At 38.5% G+C, this 17,016-nt stretch carries 19 protein-coding genes; 7 read left to right on the top strand and 12 right to left on the bottom strand.

Annotated features, from left to right (window positions below; genetic code table 11):
* Positions 1-253: 253 nt before the first annotated feature.
* The 3 genes from PNIG_RS19505 (at position 254) to PNIG_RS19495 (ending at position 3,969) form a co-directional block, all read left to right on the top strand.
* Complete coding sequence (locus PNIG_RS19505; protein ID WP_033103173.1) at positions 254-1,222, top strand: class 1 fructose-bisphosphatase; 969 nt, start codon at positions 254-256, stop codon at positions 1,220-1,222.
* A gap of 111 nt (positions 1,223-1,333) precedes the next feature.
* The gene (locus tag PNIG_RS19500; protein ID WP_089369309.1) at positions 1,334-2,230 is read left to right on the top strand and encodes a fructose bisphosphate aldolase; all 897 of its coding nucleotides are present in this window, start codon (positions 1,334-1,336) and stop codon (positions 2,228-2,230) included.
* A 122-nt stretch (positions 2,231-2,352) separates the two neighbouring features.
* Positions 2,353-3,969: a glycerol-3-phosphate dehydrogenase/oxidase gene (locus PNIG_RS19495; RefSeq protein WP_008468086.1), complete on the top strand. Its 1,617-nt coding sequence runs from the start codon at positions 2,353-2,355 to the stop codon at positions 3,967-3,969.
* Positions 3,970-4,110: 141 nt separating this feature from the next.
* Here PNIG_RS19495 and PNIG_RS19490 read toward each other — a convergent pair whose 3' ends face one another.
* From PNIG_RS19490 to PNIG_RS19475, 4 genes are all read right to left on the bottom strand, one after another.
* On the bottom strand, positions 4,111-5,154 hold the full coding sequence (locus PNIG_RS19490; protein ID WP_089369308.1) for a patatin-like phospholipase family protein: 1,044 nt from the start codon (positions 5,152-5,154) through the stop codon (positions 4,111-4,113).
* 183 nt (positions 5,155-5,337) lie between these two features.
* Positions 5,338-6,744, bottom strand: a complete 1,407-nt coding sequence (locus PNIG_RS19485; RefSeq protein ID WP_011330168.1) for an alanine/glycine:cation symporter family protein — start codon at positions 6,742-6,744, stop codon at positions 5,338-5,340.
* 112 nt (positions 6,745-6,856) lie between these two features.
* Positions 6,857-7,768, bottom strand: a complete 912-nt coding sequence (gene ctlX, locus PNIG_RS19480; protein ID WP_089369307.1) for a citrulline utilization hydrolase CtlX — start codon at positions 7,766-7,768, stop codon at positions 6,857-6,859.
* Entirely contained in the window at positions 7,765-8,835 is a 1,071-nt protein-coding gene (locus tag PNIG_RS19475) for an ornithine cyclodeaminase (protein ID WP_089369306.1), read from the bottom strand. Before PNIG_RS19475 ends, ctlX begins: the two co-directional genes overlap by 4 nt.
* Before the next feature lie 168 nt (positions 8,836-9,003).
* On the opposite strand from PNIG_RS19475, the gene PNIG_RS19470 reads away from it, so the two are divergent.
* Complete coding sequence (locus PNIG_RS19470; protein WP_089369305.1) at positions 9,004-9,435, top strand: Lrp/AsnC family transcriptional regulator; 432 nt, start codon at positions 9,004-9,006, stop codon at positions 9,433-9,435.
* A 93-nt stretch (positions 9,436-9,528) separates the two neighbouring features.
* On the opposite strand, the gene PNIG_RS19465 is transcribed toward PNIG_RS19470, so the two are convergent.
* The 3 genes from PNIG_RS19465 to PNIG_RS19455 form a co-directional block, all read right to left on the bottom strand.
* The gene (locus tag PNIG_RS19465; RefSeq protein WP_089369304.1) at positions 9,529-10,548 is read right to left on the bottom strand and encodes a patatin-like phospholipase family protein; all 1,020 of its coding nucleotides are present in this window, start codon (positions 10,546-10,548) and stop codon (positions 9,529-9,531) included.
* A 270-nt stretch (positions 10,549-10,818) separates the two neighbouring features.
* Positions 10,819-11,808 carry an LLM class flavin-dependent oxidoreductase gene (locus tag PNIG_RS19460; RefSeq protein ID WP_089369338.1) on the bottom strand — a complete coding sequence of 330 codons (990 nt, stop codon included), beginning with the start codon at positions 11,806-11,808 and terminating at the stop codon, positions 10,819-10,821.
* A 128-nt stretch (positions 11,809-11,936) separates the two neighbouring features.
* Positions 11,937-12,680, bottom strand: coding sequence for a siderophore-interacting protein (locus PNIG_RS19455; RefSeq protein ID WP_089369303.1), 744 nt, complete (start codon positions 12,678-12,680; stop codon positions 11,937-11,939).
* Between the two features lie 120 nt (positions 12,681-12,800).
* On the opposite strand from PNIG_RS19455, the gene PNIG_RS19450 reads away from it, so the two are divergent.
* The 3 genes from PNIG_RS19450 (at position 12,801) to PNIG_RS19440 (ending at position 14,963) form a co-directional block, all read left to right on the top strand.
* Positions 12,801-13,220, top strand: a complete 420-nt coding sequence (locus PNIG_RS19450) for a MarR family winged helix-turn-helix transcriptional regulator (RefSeq protein WP_086999137.1) — start codon at positions 12,801-12,803, stop codon at positions 13,218-13,220.
* 82 nt (positions 13,221-13,302) lie between these two features.
* Entirely contained in the window at positions 13,303-13,716 is a 414-nt protein-coding gene (gene umuD / locus PNIG_RS19445; RefSeq protein ID WP_086999133.1) for a translesion error-prone DNA polymerase V autoproteolytic subunit, read from the top strand.
* Complete coding sequence (locus PNIG_RS19440) at positions 13,704-14,963, top strand: Y-family DNA polymerase (RefSeq protein ID WP_089369302.1); 1,260 nt, start codon at positions 13,704-13,706, stop codon at positions 14,961-14,963. The genes umuD and PNIG_RS19440 overlap by 13 nt, the downstream gene beginning before the upstream one ends.
* 18 nt (positions 14,964-14,981) lie before the next feature.
* Here the strand turns inward: PNIG_RS19440 and PNIG_RS19435 are convergent, their stop codons facing one another.
* The 5 genes from PNIG_RS19435 to PNIG_RS19415 all read right to left on the bottom strand — a co-directional run bounded on the left by PNIG_RS19435 (position 14,982) and on the right by PNIG_RS19415 (position 17,004).
* Positions 14,982-15,443, bottom strand: a complete 462-nt coding sequence (locus PNIG_RS19435; RefSeq protein ID WP_089369301.1) for a hypothetical protein — start codon at positions 15,441-15,443, stop codon at positions 14,982-14,984.
* A 191-nt stretch (positions 15,444-15,634) separates the two neighbouring features.
* Positions 15,635-16,153, bottom strand: coding sequence for a DUF4240 domain-containing protein (locus PNIG_RS19430; RefSeq protein WP_086999126.1), 519 nt, complete (start codon positions 16,151-16,153; stop codon positions 15,635-15,637).
* Positions 16,153-16,344, bottom strand: coding sequence for a YwbE family protein (locus PNIG_RS19425; protein WP_011330156.1), 192 nt, complete (start codon positions 16,342-16,344; stop codon positions 16,153-16,155). Before PNIG_RS19425 ends, PNIG_RS19430 begins: the two co-directional genes overlap by 1 nt.
* 69 nt (positions 16,345-16,413) lie before the next feature.
* Positions 16,414-16,695, bottom strand: coding sequence for a hypothetical protein (locus PNIG_RS19420; RefSeq protein ID WP_011330155.1), 282 nt, complete (start codon positions 16,693-16,695; stop codon positions 16,414-16,416).
* Between the two features lie 96 nt (positions 16,696-16,791).
* Positions 16,792-17,004 carry a hypothetical protein gene (locus PNIG_RS19415; protein ID WP_011330154.1) on the bottom strand — a complete coding sequence of 71 codons (213 nt, stop codon included), beginning with the start codon at positions 17,002-17,004 and terminating at the stop codon, positions 16,792-16,794.
* Positions 17,005-17,016: the final 12 nt, after the last annotated feature.

The raw sequence follows: 17,016 nt of genomic DNA, 5'->3' as shown, positions 1-17,016 counted from the left end.
TCAAATAATTTCAAGTAGATACCATGAATTTCGTTGTTAATGTACTTAATAATTAAATAATAAATTGGTTAAATTAATATATAACTTTGTAATTCCCTCCTCTATTTCACTCCTGTATACCAGAATTTATTTTCTTTTATGTACTTTAATGTTTGCAAATGTTCGCAAATAAGTGGTACTTTTAAAAATGAACATAAAAGCAAATTAAAACCATGTATTACTCTTTAGTATTAATGTTATCGATAAGGCACCAATGAAAAACCTATATACACAATTAGAGCAGGATAACGTTCCAAAAACACTCACACTGCTGATCCAAAGCATAGTTGGTGCATGCACAGAAATAGCTACTCGTATTAATCATGGTGCATTATCTGATGTGCTTGGCTCATTGCCTGATCACAATGTACAAGGAGAGGTACAAAAGAAGTTAGATGTTATCGCTAATAATATTTTGATTGAATCTCTAAAAAAGAATAAGCAGGTTAGAGCTGTCGCATCTGAAGAAGTAGAAGACATTATATTATGTAATAGTTTTGGCAAATACCTTATTTGTTTCGACCCATTAGATGGTTCATCTAATACTGATGTAAATGGTTCATTAGGTACTATTTTTTCTATATCTTCAGCTTCTCCTGCCCAAACAGAAGTTAGTGAAGAAGACTTTTTTTCTACAGGAAGATCAATTATCGCTGCAGGCTATGTTCTATATGGCCCATCGCTTATGCTCGCCTTATCAACAGGTTCAGGAACACATATTTATACATTAGATCCCTCAAATAATAACTTTATGCTCACACATCCTAATTTAAACATTCCAGAAGATACGAATGAATTTTCATTTAATTTATCAAACCAGTTTAAGTGGCCTGAAAATGTACAAAAATATATTGTTGATTTACAGCTTGGTACCGATGGTATCCGAAAGAAAAACTTTAATATGAGATGGTTGGGAGCCATGGTAGGTGATATGCATAGAATTCTATGTAAGGGAGGTATATTTGGGTACCCTGAAGAAAAAAACTTTAAATACGGTAAATTAAGATTACTTTATGAAGCAAACCCAATTGCATTTTTAGTAGAGCAAGCAAATGGTTTAGCAAGTAATGGGACTACTTCTATTTTAGACACTGTGCCTTCAAGTATACATCAACGGATCCCTGTATTTATTGGTTCTAAGAATGAAGTTCTACTTATAGAAAAGTATGCTTTAGGAAAATAAAAAACATACATTATTACTTTAAGAGTGACATCTGTATTTATATAGAAATTGTATCTAACTTTACTTTTGTTAAGAAACATATCTGCTTTCAATTATTTAAAGGTTAAAATCATGTCAATAAGACTTAACATGCTAGAAAAAATAAAAAATAATCAAGGCTTTATAGCTGCACTAGATCAAAGTGGTGGGAGTTCACCAAAAGCTTTAGAGCAGTATGGTATCTCATCTAGTGAGATTTCATCTGATGAGGAGATGTTTAAATATATACATTCTATGCGAGCACGAATAATTTCAAGTAGTCCATTTAATTCACAAAAAATATTGGGCGCAATTCTATTTAAAGATACTTTAAATCGTTACATTGAAAATATTCCAACAGCTGAATATTTGTGGAAACATAAAGAAATTGTACCATTTTTAAAAATAGATGAAGGTTTAATGCCTGAATCTGACGGTGTACAGTTAATGAAACCCATTAAAAACCTTGGTTCAATACTAACGGTTGATACTAATTTTGTTTTTGGCACAAAAATGCGGTCTGTTATAAAACAAGCTAGTCGTATTGGTATCCAAAATGTTGTTAAACAGCAATTTGAAATTGCAAAAGAGGTAATAAATTCAGGGCTAATGCCTATTATTGAGCCTGAAGTTGATATTTATTGCGAAGAAAAGCAATCTGCAGAACTCATGTTGCATGATGTAATTATTGAAGAGCTGAATAACCTTGAAGATGGACAGCAAGTAATATTAAAACTCACGTTACCTGAAGTGCCTAATTTATATAAAGATCTTGCAACACACCCAAAAGTTTTAAAATTAGTTGCTCTATCTGGTGGTTACTCTATTACACAAGCCAATGAAAAGCTAAAAAGAAATACTGGTATTATTGCTAGTTTTTCAAGAGCATTATTGATTGGCCTACATCATGACATGTCTGATAAAAAGTTTGATGAAAAATTAAATAATTCTATAGAAGCCATTTATGAAGCTTCAATATATAAATTATAAGTAATCCAACTTTCATAAGCATAAAAACTTTATACGTAATCTTTTATAGCTCTAGCTTGTACGAAAATAACCTAACCAAGTAGATATAAAAGGCTAGTAATTAATAATAGGTAATCCAAAAAATGAGCCAACTGAGAAAGAATAATATAAAAAAACTTCCTCAAGATATATTCGATGTATTGATAATTGGAGGGGGTATTAATGGTGCAGTATCAGCTGCAGCATTAGCTGCAAAAGGCGCCAAAGTTGCATTAATCGATAAAGGAGATTTCGCTGGTTTCACTAGTTCAAACTCATCTAACTTGGCCTGGGGCGGCATAAAGTATTTAGAAAGCCATGAATATAACTTGGTAAATAAACTATGTAAAAGTAGAAACCATTTAATGCGCAGCTACCCATCGACAGTTAAAGAAATTCGTTTTTTTACCAGTATTCAAAAAGGCTTTAGATTCCCAGCTTTCTTTGTCTATTTAGGAACAATCGTCTATTGGTTTATGGGCCGATTTTTTACACAATCGCCTCGCTACCTTAATGCAAAAAAAATTAAATCATTAGAGCCAGTCGTCAACACTACAAATGTAGAAGCCGGTTTTGAGTATTCAGACAGCTTTTTATTAGACAACGATGCCCGGTTTGTTTTTAACTTTATTCGCTCTAGTATGAGCCATGGCTGTATCGGTGCTAACTATGTAAGTGCACAAGGCTCAAACCGTACAGATGATATTTGGACAACAAATGCAATGGACGAAATAACGAAAGAACAATTTTCGATACGTTCTAAAGTAATTATAAACGCCGCAGGCCCTTTTGTTGATCCTATTAATATTACTAACAGTCAAACTACAGCACATCACCATTTATTTTCAAAAGGTATTCACCTTATTGTTGATAAAATTACTAGCAGTAATAAAGTACTTACATTTTTTGCTGACGATGGCAGACTATTCTTCGTGATCCCTATGGGACCTAAAACTTGTATTGGTACAACTGATACACAAGTTGAAAGCCCACATTCGCATGTTACTGATGAAGATAGAAAGTTTGTGTTAGATAATGCGAACAAGTTACTAGAACTGGATAAACAGCTCACAAAAGACGATATAATAGCTGAACGATGTGGTGTAAGGCCATTAGCAATTAAAAAAGATGGTAATGGTAAGGCTGACTGGGTGCAATTATCGCGCAAACACGCAATCGACACTAACTATGAGAAAAAATACCTTTCTATATTTGGTGGGAAATTAACTGATTGTATCAATGTCGGTGATGAAGTTGCTGAGTTAATCAAAAAGCTTGGTATTAACCTTCCTTACGAGGATTACAAATGGTACGGCGAGCCTGACGATACTGTCAAAAATGAATTTATGCATCGTGCTAAGCTAATGAATTTAGACGGCTTAACTCCCAAAACATCTACTGAAGTACTCAGCAAACGCTTTTGGAGACGTTACGGAAGAAATGCAATTAACATGTTAGAAAAAATTCGAGAAGTTCCTGAAAAAGCTGAGCTTCTAATTAAAAATTCAGAGTATTTACGTGTTGAAATTGAACATGCTGCCGAACGAGAAATGGTAACTAAACTAAGTGATTTTTTACGTCGCCGCTCTAAAATATCACTGGTTGTACGTAAAGAAGATATCCTCTCTGATCCGGGGCTACAAGAGGTATGTCATATTCTATTTGGTGAAGAAAATGCGCAAGCCAGGCTTCAAGAATATATAGAGGAAATATCCCAATAACCCATCGATTCCGTGATTTTATTTAAATACACAGCAATCAAAACCAACCATAGGGCTAATTTACATCACTATATAATCGCGATGTAAACTAGCCCTTTTATATAACAATAAATGCTTCATTGCATCAGCAAAACTGGCTATTTATTCAACTGGTATTATTTTAAAATTATTATATAACTTCTCATCAAACGCCTCTGCTAATCTTTCTGTTTCACTAAATACTGTATTCCAATATTTAATACGTGTGTCGGCATCTAGATCTGTAAAATCATTTCTATCTGGAATTTTCCCGTAGGGTAAGCCTGCTATAAATTCTTTTGATGGCGTGATCATCACCACGTTATCGTAATTAAGTGGTGATACTTTACGTTTTAAATTTTTATCAAACCACCCTGCTTTTGGGTCGCTATTAAAGTGTGGATATAAAATGAGTCCTGGGTTGTTAATTTTTAAATCAAAGTGGTAGTCAATAATTCCGCCATCGCGATACATGCCTGCGGGTGTTCCTGCAATATTTTTAATCCCTTGCATAACTAAAGGTATAGAACCCGATGCAAGTAATGCATCTTTTAAATTATTTTGGTTAAGCGCTATTTTTTGTGTTTTAAAATTATAGCTGTCGGTAATTGATAAGTCGCTTGTTGCGGGGCCAAATATAAAACGCTCATATTGCGATCCTAAATATTTTCGGTTTACTCGATTAAGCATATAACTTTTTGATAAACCCATAAGCTGTAATAATTTATTTTCACTGGCTATAAATCCATTCGATTTTGCCACTATAAAATGTGCTTTAAATACGGGGTTGTTTATAATTTCGGCCACGCCATTATTGCCAAAAACATCTTCAAGCAGTGCGCGGGCTTTTAATGTTATTTCTGCGGGGGTAGGTTTATTACTAGAATAGCGCGTTTGCGAATACGATGTGGCTAAACGTTCAATTGCTGCAACCGGATCGTTTTGGGCAAAACACGCTGAGCGAAATGCACCGGCCGATGAACCAATTAAGTTAAGCGATTGGCTATGGTTTTTAAAAAACTCACCAAATATATACTTGTCTAAGCCAAACAAGGTAAACCATTTTGGCCCGCCGCTGGCACCTAAAAATGAGCTGAATAATTCGGGTTTAAGCCCCTGTTCGTTTATTATTTTTGCAGCAGTTTTACCTGCGTAAATGTTGATCATCTAAAAATTTAGCCTATAAAATCTGTGTTTAATTGCGCTGCTTATTTCTATTTAATGGCATATACTTGTTAATTACTTTGTATATAACCAGGCTAAAAATAGAATAGTTATGCAAAAATAAAAACGATTTTATGCTGCCATAAAACCGTTTATTAATGCTAAAAGTGACTTAATATACGTTAACTAGTCCCAAATGCCGGTTTCGCATTTACCCTGTACTTTTACATCATTTACTTTAAATTCGGGCTCTAAGCCTTTTTCGCGTTGCGTATGATAATCGCGAGTAACTGCTAATATTGTTGGGGTTAGCAATATAATAGCGATAACGTTAACCACTGTCATTAAACCTAAAGCAATATCGGCTAAATCCCATACTTGCTTTAATGTGGCCGACGCGCCCCACAACATCATTGATAAATAAAGCAAAGTATAAATACCACGGCCCATTTTGTTATCGAGTTTAAATAAGTGCAAGTTACTTTCTGCGTAAGCGTAGTTGGCTACTACAGACGTAAAGGCAAACAAGGTAATGGCGGCTGCTACAAAGTACACACCCCCTTGCGCTAAATGAGCGGTCATGGCGCTTTGCGTTAAACGTATACCTTCCATTTCGCCGCTTATGTCTATATCGGCAAGTAAAATAATAACCGCAGTACAACTACACAATACTATGGTGTCGAAAAACACCCCTAACATTTGAATGTAGCCCTGTGTTACCGGATGATTAGGCAGTGGGCTTGCACTGGCTGAAGCATGTGGCACACTGCCCGCGCCCGCTTCGTTTGAATAAAGGCCACGTTGAATACCATTTTTTATTGCTGCGCCCATCGCGCCTGCACCTGCTTCTTGCAGCCCAAATGCTGATAAAAATATATCTTTAAGCATAGCAGGCACTTGGGTGAAGTTTATTAAAGTAATAATAACTGCAACAAGCACAAACACTATGCCCATTACCGGTACTACGCGCTCAGCAAAGCGAGCGATTGCTTTAAAACCACCCACAATAATAGAGCCGGCTAACACAGTGATCACTAATCCAGAGTAAAAGGTTGGAATTTCGAAGGCAAAATTAAGTGCATCGGTAATGGTGTTGGTTTGCATGGCGCTAAAGGTAAAGCCGTAACCTAAAAATAAGCACAGTGCAAAAGTAATAGCGAAGGCTCGATTGCCTAATCCTTGTTGAATATAATACGCAGGGCCGCCTCTAAACTCGCCTTGGCTGTCGCGCACTTTATATACTTGACCTAATACACTTTCGGCAAAGCCTGTGGCCATGCCTAATATGGCAATAACCCACATCCAAAAAATGGCACCACTGCCACCCAATGATATAGCAACGGCAACACCTGCTAAGTTACCCGTGCCTACCCGCGCACATAAACCAGTACACAGCGCTTGAAATGATGATATGTCGCCTTTTTTACATTTGCTGCTGCCTTTTAGTAAACTAAACATATGTTTAAATTTAAGTATTTGAATGGCTTTTAAACGCACCGAAAACCAAATACCAGCAAACAATAAAATGTAAATGAGGACTTGGCCCTCTCCCCATAAAATACCATTTACACTTTTTACTACGGTATCGAACATTGCTAATTCCTTGTTATATTTCTTATTTAAATAGGCACTGCAAGCGACACAAATATACGTTATAAAATAATAAAGGCAGTAACACTGCCTTATACTATTAAATTTTATACATTTACTTTGTTGGTAAATGAATGCCAGCGATCATACACCTTACTGAGCCACCAGCAGATTCAATGGTAGGAATAGGTAAAGGCACCAATTTGGCACTTTTTTCTATTACCTTAATTTGCGCTGCAGTAAGTGCTTTAAAAGCCGTTGCTGATAACGCTAAAATCCGTCCGCTTTTACCCTGTAACTCAATGGCATTGCCGCAAAAGTTATTAATTTGATCGCCCGATAACTCAATGACTTGATGATAGCTTTGCAATAAATGGCTTACTAGCTGCCTGCGCTGTTCGTTTGGCACCATGTCTAAGCCAATCATGGCAAACTCTGTAGCAACACACATTAATACATTGGTATGGTAAACCGCTGTGCCTTGCATATCGTAGGCATTAAAAACCACCGGGGTTAGCTTTAATTGCTCGCATACTGTGTTAACAACTGACTGTGTCGTTCGCTTTGATTCAACCGCATAAGCAAACTTATATTGATGATCAATAACCAGTGAACCAGTGCCTTCTAAGAATGAATTTTCTTTCGCTAAAAATGAATAATCAGTCACTGAAGACACTTTATATTGATCCGTTAAAAAATCAATAATATCTTTGCGATATTCTGCTCTTCTGCTTTTTGCGTACATTGGATAGGTTAGTATTTCGCCATTTTGGTGAGTAGTAAACCAATTATTAGGAAATACCGAGTCGGGCGTATCTTTATGCTGGTCTTCAAAAAGGTGAACGAGGATCCCTTCTTGCTTTAACACTTCTACTGCATTGGTTACTTCGTTATACGCATGTAAGCTTTGATCTGTTGTTAAACAACTTCGCTGAAATGTGTTATCACGCATAGTTTGCGGGTTAGAGGTAAAATGATGTGGGCGAACCATCACAATACTATTAGGGGCTTGGTTTACCATACTTATGCCACACTCTCTTGCTGCGTATGCTCAGTGGTTAAAACCGAAAACAAATTACGCGGATCGGCTTGCTGGGTAATTAAATCAAGCAAACTGTACTGCCCCGTTGCAATGAGCTGATCGCGAATAAACGCTAATGCCGTAAAGTCTTCGCTGGCAAAGCCCACGCCATCAAAAATAGTTAGTTGTTGCTGGCTTTCACGCCCGCAAGCTTGCCCATTAATAACTTGATGAAATTCGGTTACAGCAAAATCTGCACTCATTTGTTGAATTTCACCTTCAATGCGTGTTTGTGGCTCGTACTCTACAAATACAGCGGCGCGTTCCAACAGCTTTGCATCTAACTCTGTTTTACCTGGGCAGTCGCCACCAATGGCATTTATATGCACGCCTTGTGGGATCATCTCGCTGGTTAAAATTGTGGCATTGGTTTTATCCGCAGTGCAGGTTGTTATTATGTGCGCGCCTTTTACAGCCTCTGCAGCACTGTTACAAATAGTGACGTTTAAGCCATAGGCAGTGAGGTTATTAAAGGCTTTTTGCGACGCACTTGGGTCTATATCGTATAAACGAATATGAGTAATACCCAGTACACTTTTAAATGCCAACGCCTGAAACTCAGACTGCGCACCGTTACCAATTAGCGTTAGTGTGGTTGCATTTTCAGGGGCTAAATATTTGGCGACTAATGCTGAAGTGGCTGCAGTTCTTAGTGCGGTAAGTAGGCACATTTCGCTGATCATAACCGGATAACCGCTATCTACATCGGCTAAAATACCAAATGCAGCAACGGTTTGCAGCTCTCTAAAGGTATTTTTAGGATGCCCATTTACATACTTACAGCTAAATAGTTCGCCATCGCTCACTGGCATAAGCTCTATTACGCCCTCTGGTGAATGCGCTGCATAACGCGGGGATTTATCAAACTGCTGCCAACGAGCAAAGTCTGTTTCTAGTCGCTTTGTTAGCTGTTGTAAAACATTTTCTATGCCGAGTTTATTTATAAGCTGTGCCATTGTTTGTACGCTAACAAAAGGAACGCCTTGTTTTGGCTGTGCTATAAAATGCGTCATTAAAACCTCTATAAGTAAGTGTGTGCAATTATTTATAGGCAGTTTATCGCTCTGGTGCGCCAGTTAAAATGGCAATTAGTTATACAAATAGCATTGTTTTTTATCATTTTGCTAGGCAGTAATGATTAAATTTAGTATTTTGATCAAAATTTACCTATGGCGTACCCTATGACTCCCTATATTTACGACGTCCTCGACAAAGCATTAATAGCCGAACTTAGAAAAGACGGCCGCGCTTCTATTTCAACCTTAGCCACTACATTAAACGTGTCGCGGGGCACAGTACAAAATAGGTTAGACAGATTACTTTCATCAGGGGCAATTTTAGGTTTTACCGTGCGTGTACATCAGCACATTGAAACCGAAGCAGTCAGAGCAATTATGATGGTAGAAGTGGTAGGTAAGTCGACCTCGCAAGTTATAAAAACGATGCGCGGTATTCCTGAGCTAACTAAATTGCACACCACTAACGGTGCATGGGATTTAGTAGCCGAAATTCAAGCTGCTAACTTAAGTGAATTTGATGGGGTGCTTAGGCAAGTAAGGGAAATAGACGGTATTTTAAATAGCGAAACCAGTATTTTGCTTTCGTCTACTTAAAATAAAATGCTGGCGTGCATTACATACGCCAGCAAAGAGGTTATTTATTACCTCAATTCAATTGAGTAAATAACCCCCTTAATTTAGTTATATTTAGTTATAACAGTACTGCAATGCTTGATTATGGCTATGATCCCAAATTTGCGGGTTTTGCTCTGCTAAATAAGCACGCCCTGCCTGTAAACCAAGTTTGTGATCAAAACGTAAATCGTTATCTGAACTGCCAAGTAATTTGCTATGCAGTTTTTCGGTTGCAAAAATTTGTATAATTTCAACATCCTCTGGTGGGTTTGCAATAAACTCCAACTCTTCTTGGTATGCTTGTTCGTGCTGTAGTAAATAATCTATGGTTTTAGGACAATAGCCTGACGCGCACACAAATGCTCTTAGTTTATTTACCCATGCCGATTGTACTTGAAAGTTAATATCGACCGTGCGGATCACCACTATTTTACGTGCGCCTCGGTTATAGGCTTCACGTACAGGTAAAGGTGCTGCAAGGCCGCCATCTAAGTAAAAGTCGGCTACTGCTGGCTCTACTTGCTCTAAGGCAAGCTCGGCTTCGTTAGCTGCTAAAGTATTCATCCAAGGTGTTAGTTTTACACCTTGCTTATACAAAAATGGTAACGCACTTGATGCTTTTAATAGCTCACGCCATTGCTTGCTCTCGCCTGTAGGCGCTAAAAAGTACGGTTTGCGATCTCGTGAGTTAGTTGCTGTAATAAGCAGTTCACGATCCCCTAAGTTATTTTTGGCTGTTTTAAAATCTAAACTCCGATTCACCTCAGTGGTTTTATCAAAGTACCAGTCTAAGTCCATTATGTGCTTACCAATTAAACCACGGCCTAATTGAAAAAAGTTTTTATTACGCGACAGCCCTCTGATCAAACGCTTTGCATAGCCTTTTTGCCTTGCTAAAAAACTAGTTAAGTTTTGCGAGCCCGCAGAAGTACCAATAAATAAATCAAATGGGTCGTAGTCTTGCTCTAACCACGCATCGAGTACACCGGCTGTAAATATACCTCGCTGTCCGCCACCTTCAGCAATCAGCGCAATTTTTGGCTGCGCAGCTTTGTTAACTGAATTAGGGATTACATTATTTAGCGAGTTCACGGTGCACCTTTCTGTAAAAAGTAGCGTTATAGGGTTATAACGTTTTGTGGTTTTAATTATAGTGGGTAATTAATCACTATAAAATTTGATTAAATCTATTAGTTTAATCGCTTAAAGCGAATGCGCTAGGGTAATTTATTTGCTGTTATTTGGGAGTGGCTTAGATGAGTTCCCAAAATACAGATTGATGTTGCCTATAAGCAAAACTAGTTTAGATTTCGCTTATAATATAGCAGGCGCAAGGTGTACGCCTGCTTAACTAAATGAAACTTAACGTTTTAATTCCATTAAAATTTCGATAGCTCTATGGCGTTTTTCGCTGTCGTATAAATCGTTGGTAAATATAAATTCATCAACGCCCAGCTCTTTTACTATCATTTCTAACTTGTGTCTTATACTTACATGCCCACCTATTACACTTAAACTTAAAAAGTTTTCCACTTGTACGCGTTCTTGCTCACTCCATAGGCCATCCATAGAGTCAACAGGTGGTTGCAGCCATAATTCGCTGCCACGCATTAACGCAAGTACCCGTTGTTGCGAAGTGGTCGATAGGTATTGTGCTTCTTCGTCGGTATCGGCAGCCACCAGCGGTAATGCCAGCATTATGTATGGCTTATCAAGCACCTTTGAAGGTTTAAATTCGCGCTTATACAGCTCTATGGCATCGTACAAAAAGCGCGGAGCAAAGTGCCCTGCAAACACATACGGTAACCCTTTTTGCGCTGCCAGTTGCGCGCTAAACAAGCTTGAGCCTAATAACCAAATAGGTATATTGGTGTCCTCACCGGGTATAGCGCGTATTGGGTGAGTGCCATTATACGGCCCTAATAAGGTTTGCAGTTCGGTTACTTCTTGAGGGAAGCGCTCTGCTCGGCTCATGTCTGAGTTTAAAGCTCTACTCGTAATAGGATCGCTTCCTGGTGCACGGCCAAGCCCTAAATCAATACGCCCTGGGTATAAGCTCTCTAATGTACCAAATTGTTCGGCTACAACTAATGGCGAGTGATTTGGCAGCATAATCCCCCCCGAACCTACACGTATACGATCGGTTTTACTGGCTATATGGCCCACTAAAATAGAGGTAGCTGCACATATAATGCCTGGCATATTATGGTGCTCTGCTAACCAAAAGCGATTAAAACCTAGCTCGTCGGCTCTTTGAGCGTATTTAGTACTTTTATGTAGCGTTTCGGATACCGTTGCCCCTTTGGGCATCGGGGCAAGCTCTAATAACGAAAAAGGAATATTATATAACAAAATAGCAGCTCCTATAAATGGCATGCTTATGGTGTGCTATAACCACAAGCATAAAAACTAGAGATGGGTGTGCGTTACCTGTAATTCAAGATACAAAAAATGCTAAACACTAAATAACCTGAACATATTTAAGCGGGTTGTGCCGCTTGTTGGCGTTGCTGTTTATAGCTCTCTGAATTTAACCCTTTTTTCCAATAACCCGATGCCACAATATGCGCACGTGGTATGGCGTATAGCTCATTAAGTTTAGTTTTTACTTTGCGCACTAAGCCTGCCTCTAGCGCCATAAAAACAATTGGAGGTTGTGCGCCTACTTTTAAATTGTTTAATGCCGTTAGCATGCTTTCATCTGGGCTATTGGTAACTAGCCAATTTACAGTGCGCGGCGTATCTAAACTAATAATGTCTTGCTTGCTAGGAGCATGAATAAACATATCAATTTTCGCGCTATGCGGTAACTGCTGAGCATAACCTTTCACTGCATTAACTGAGGTTAAGTCGCCAAGGAGTACGTAGTGCGAATGGCTAAAATTATCGAGCTTTTTAGGGCCCGGGCCAGCTATGGCTAAGCTGTCTCCCACTTTTGCTGTTTGCGCCCAATTTGTAGCAGGACCTTGGTGCATATTAATTACAAAGTCGAGCGTGAGCGCCCCCGTTTGCTCATTAACATGGTTAATTGTATAGGAGCGCATAAGCGCCGTTTTTATGTTTAAATCGAGTTCACCATTATGGGGCAGTAACACTTTTACATAGTGGCCTATGTAACTTGGCGTAAGATCTTTAAATTCATCAGAGCCCACCACAATGCGTTGTAAGTGCGGTGTAATTTGCTTCGTACTTAGCACCTGTGCTTTGCGTATTTGTCTACTCATGTATTACCTCGTTTTACAAAAAGTTTAAATTGCATGCAGCAACATTTGCACAACGCCCCATTGGTTGATAAAATCAACTATAGCAATTTAATTGACATTGTCAACTACTTGGTAACTACTATGAAATCATCTCTGCCTAATACACTCTTTATGCTAATGCAAAGCTACCGCGTAACAACGCGTGATGCGATTAATGCAAACGACCTTGGTTTAAACGCTATGCATGTGCGTTGCTTGCATATTATTGCAGCAACGCCGCAGTGTACTGCTAACGATATTGTGACCCAAACTCAACGCGACAAAGCACAAATTGCCCGTTTAATTAAAGAACTTTTAGCGTTAAATTTAATCAACAAATGTGCCAGTGAGCACGATAAACGCTGTTTTATTGTTTCTTTTACTGCCTCTGGCACTGCGCTTTTTAACAAATTACTAAGTGCCGAGCGCCAGGTTAACGAGCAAATGTGTAAAAATTTAAACTCGACGCAAATCAACGACTTCTTAAATACCGCACAAACAATGATCAAAAACATGCAGTGATCTTTCATTCATTACTTGGCAAAAGTAAAACAAAACGCATATACTGTATACTTGTACAGCATATGCGTTTTGGTTGATCTTTATGTTTGTTATTCCCATTTATATAGAAGCGGGTGTGTGCGGGTTTGAATCGCCTGCTGCGCCATATAGCGAGCTTGGTGTATCGCTTGATGAGCTATTAATAAAGCACCCCGACGCCACTTTTATTGGCGTTGCCTCTGGCAGTTCAATGCAAGATGTGGGTATTTTTGAAGGCGACTTGCTAATAGTAGACCGCGCAGAACAGGCTAAAAATGGCGACGTTATAGTTGCTAATTTAAATGGCTTATTTGTGTGTAAGCTACTTGATAAAACCAATGCCCGGCTGCTCTCAGCATCACCTTTGTATAAACCAGTACAACTAACATCCTGCGATGAGTTTCAGCTTGAGGGCGTAGTTACACGCTCAATTCGTCTGCATCGCCAAAGCCCTGAGTTACAGCTATGTATGCCCTAGTAGACGCAGTGGCTTTTTATGCCAGTGCCGAAAAAGTATTCGACCCGGCTATTCGCTCAAAACCTGTGGTAGTGCTTACCAATAACGACGGTTGCATATGCGCGGTGTGCCCCATTGCTCGGCGTTTAAACATTCCTAAATTTGCGCCTTACTTTAAAGTTAAGCAGTTACTTGCGCAAAATAACGTAGTAATTCGCTCTAGTAATTATGAATTATATGCAGATTTAAGCGACAAAATGATGAACGTTATTGGCCGCTTTTGCGACGTGCAACACGTATACAGTATCGACGAATCATTTTTACACTTTAACGGTTACCCCCCTATTATTAATGACTGGTTTGCATACGGGCACACTATTAGGCGCACCGTATGGCGCGAAACTAAGCTCCCCGTTGGTGTTGGCTTTGGCTCTACGGCTACTTTAGCAAAAGCGGCAAACCATGCCGCTAAAAAATTATCCGGATTTAATGGCGTTGCTGTTATTAACTGCGAAGCAAGCCGTAAAGCTATTTTACAAAGAATGAGTTGCCAAGATATATGGGGTATTGGTAAGCGTTTAGCCAAAAAATTAAAAGTAATGAACATACACACTGCATGGCAATTAGCGCAGCAAAACCCTAACAGTATGCGCCGTGCATTTAGTGTGGTGGTAGAGCGCACTGTAAATGAGCTTAATGGCATACCTTGCTTAAATTGGGACGACGTACGCCAAGATAAGCGCGAGATATTTTCGACCCGAAGCTTTGGTGAGCGTATATACGAGCCAACGGCACTTAAAACCGCGTTAATTAATCACGTTACTGTGGTTGCTAGTAAATTAAGAAAGCAAAAATCGCTTACCAAACAACTTTATATTTTTGCGGCGAGCTCGTCTCACGAAAACGTTTTTTATAAAAAGTCGTATATGTATACATTTGCCAGCCCCACTAACGACACCTGCGTAATGGCTAGTGCTGTATCGCAAGTGTTTGAGCAAATATACCAGCCGGGTATTCGCTATTATAAATGTGGTGTAGGTGCTTTAGAGCTTATTGCGCAGCAATTTCAACAAGACGATTTATTTAATAAACGCACCGACAATCCACCATTAATGAATTGTCTTGATGCAATAAATAAACGCTATGGTAAAGGAATGCTAAGTTTAGCAAGCAGTAAATTAAATGAAGGTTGGCATATGAACAGGAATTTTTTATCCCCGCAGTACACCACGCGCTGGCGTGATATACCCAAAATATATTGTGAGTAAGTATAGCTTACCTATGCGTTACTGACTGTCGGGCACTTTTTTAAAAGTGCATGCAACGCTTGGCTGGCTTAAAGTATATTTAAGTGTGTCGTTAGCTAAAAAGTAAATGCTTTGGCTAATTATTTTTTCGTTAGCTGGATTTTCGCAGCGACTCATTCTTAAGCCGTTTTCAATGCCGTCGATTTTGTATTTTAATGAGCTAGTAACAAAACAAAAATCGGGCTTTTTAACCGTTTGTGTTCCGTTATGTAATGAGTCAAAAATAATTTGCTCACCTAAAGTAAAACCGGCATCTTCATTATCTGGATTTACTAAACTCAATTGGCTATTAACGCATAACGCTGAATTAGCCGACACCACCTCATAGGCACCCAGTTTTGTTTTTAAAAGCGGAATAAAACGGCTTTTATTACTTGGGGTTGCAACTGCATGAGCGCTGGTAAAAGCAATAGCTAATAAAGCAAGTGTTAAGTATTTCATTAAGTGGTTGTATCCTCGAATTAGTGGGTTAAATAATAGCGAAATGCTTGGTTGCTTAATTTTTATAACTTTTATAACTATAACAGAGATTTACTTTAAAAGGAGAGAAGTCGTATTGCTTTAAAAAGGCGCTACACACCCTAAGCGTTTTTATACGCAGTAAAAAATAAAACGATTAGGGCGTGAAAATATTACTGCCAGTACTTAGCAAATAACAGCGGATAGCTTTGCTTTAAAAACTTAGCTTTGTCTTTAAAGCGTTTGCCTCTTGGCTCGTCACTTCCTGAGGGAATAAATGGCAGTTCGTCATCGTTACGCTCCTCGTAAAGTAAACCAGCAATTAAGTCGTATTCATCAATGTACGGATAAGGCTGCTCGTTAACATGATACACAGGCGTACAGGCGGCAATTGAATCTGGGTTTAGTAAAGCGTTTTCGAACACGTCTGCGCCGCGCGATATTAACCAGCATCTAAACTCACTAAAACCATATTCGTCGTTACAACCGGCCATTACAAATGCTGCGCCAAATAAATCCCAGGTGTAGCATTTACGCATACAAATACCAAAGAATTTATCAAACTCAATTAACTGCTGATCGGTTAAATCGTGCAGTTTAAGCTTTAAGTTATCACTCACATTTTGCGGATCGAGCCCTAAATCGGGGGCGGTTACTAAATCCCAAAAAGCCTGTTCTGTTAAAGTGCTCATTATAAGATCTCTTTCACTCGGCCTACTTGGCCATCGTCTAAACGTACTTTAATACCATGAGGATGGTTTGGTGACTTTGTTAATAAACGCTCAACCACACCTTGCGTTAATGTGCCACTGCGTTGATCTTCTTTTAATACGATATTTACTTTTGTACCAGGGGAGATTTGCGAACGAGTAGGAACAGCCATAATTTATACTCTAAAAAAAAATTTGGCCAATTATAGCCTTCAAGCATACACAAACCAACCTAACAAAGGTTAATCGACTAAAAACGAAATGTTCGCTGCTTTAATAGCCAAACCAATTGTTGCAAGCTGTTGTGTGATCTCATTTTTAAGCGCGTCAAAATGTAACTCGCTTTTTTGATACGCTAGGTCATCGTTAAAATAGCATTGAACTTTTAAGGTGTTAGCTTCGTTATTTAAATCAACGGTATGTGTTAAATAAGCAAAGCCAAAATCGGTTTGTTTTATATTTTCACAGGCAATTGTCAGTACTTGGCGTATTTGTTTATCACGCTGTTTTTGAGTTTTTGTCATAATGTGTTAGCCATAGCCTCTTAATTTATTAATATTTGAAATTAAATAGTAATAACGCTTAATAGCCGTTATTTAATAAGAGTGATTAAATAAGCGTTACTGAGTGTTTTCGGCTCGTTGTTTTTTAAACTCTTCAAAATTAGCCTCTTGTAATTTAAGGCATTCGTAATATTCTTTGTCTGCTTTGTAGTTACACTCATCAAGACGTGCAGATTGTATTTCATGAAAGCGTGCATCAGAGCTGCAGCCAGCGAGCAAACTCAAACCGGCTACAAACAGTAAACTCGCGTTTAGTTTATTGATAATCATTAAAATTCCTTA

This window comes from Pseudoalteromonas nigrifaciens (assembly GCF_002221505.1).
GTDB classification, from domain to species: domain Bacteria; phylum Pseudomonadota; class Gammaproteobacteria; order Enterobacterales; family Alteromonadaceae; genus Pseudoalteromonas; species Pseudoalteromonas nigrifaciens.
This window is presented reverse-complemented; position numbering and strand designations above follow the sequence as displayed.

Bases quoted from the DNA above. Each gene is read 5' to 3' on its own strand.
- PNIG_RS19490 (WP_089369308.1), bottom strand. From the start codon at position 5,154: ATGATCAACATTTACGCAGGTAAAACTGCTGCAAAAATAATAAACGAA.
- PNIG_RS19425 (WP_011330156.1), bottom strand. From the start codon at position 16,344: ATGGCTGTTCCTACTCGTTCGCAAATCTCCCCTGGTACAAAAGTAAAT.
- PNIG_RS19475 (WP_089369306.1), bottom strand. From the start codon at position 8,835: ATGACGCATTTTATAGCACAGCCAAAACAAGGCGTTCCTTTTGTTAGC.
- PNIG_RS19450 (WP_086999137.1), top strand. From the start codon at position 12,801: ATGAAATCATCTCTGCCTAATACACTCTTTATGCTAATGCAAAGCTAC.
- PNIG_RS19495 (WP_008468086.1), top strand. From the start codon at position 2,353: ATGAGCCAACTGAGAAAGAATAATATAAAAAAACTTCCTCAAGATATA.
- PNIG_RS19485 (WP_011330168.1), bottom strand. From the start codon at position 6,744: ATGTTCGATACCGTAGTAAAAAGTGTAAATGGTATTTTATGGGGAGAG.
- PNIG_RS19435 (WP_089369301.1), bottom strand. From the start codon at position 15,443: ATGAAATACTTAACACTTGCTTTATTAGCTATTGCTTTTACCAGCGCT.
- PNIG_RS19505 (WP_033103173.1), top strand. From the start codon at position 254: ATGAAAAACCTATATACACAATTAGAGCAGGATAACGTTCCAAAAACA.
- umuD (WP_086999133.1), top strand. From the start codon at position 13,303: ATGTTTGTTATTCCCATTTATATAGAAGCGGGTGTGTGCGGGTTTGAA.
- PNIG_RS19500 (WP_089369309.1), top strand. From the start codon at position 1,334: ATGTCAATAAGACTTAACATGCTAGAAAAAATAAAAAATAATCAAGGC.
- PNIG_RS19440 (WP_089369302.1), top strand. From the start codon at position 13,704: ATGTATGCCCTAGTAGACGCAGTGGCTTTTTATGCCAGTGCCGAAAAA.
- PNIG_RS19420 (WP_011330155.1), bottom strand. From the start codon at position 16,695: ATGACAAAAACTCAAAAACAGCGTGATAAACAAATACGCCAAGTACTG.
- PNIG_RS19430 (WP_086999126.1), bottom strand. From the start codon at position 16,153: ATGAGCACTTTAACAGAACAGGCTTTTTGGGATTTAGTAACCGCCCCC.
- PNIG_RS19455 (WP_089369303.1), bottom strand. From the start codon at position 12,680: ATGAGTAGACAAATACGCAAAGCACAGGTGCTAAGTACGAAGCAAATT.
- PNIG_RS19415 (WP_011330154.1), bottom strand. From the start codon at position 17,004: ATGATTATCAATAAACTAAACGCGAGTTTACTGTTTGTAGCCGGTTTG.
- PNIG_RS19470 (WP_089369305.1), top strand. From the start codon at position 9,004: ATGACTCCCTATATTTACGACGTCCTCGACAAAGCATTAATAGCCGAA.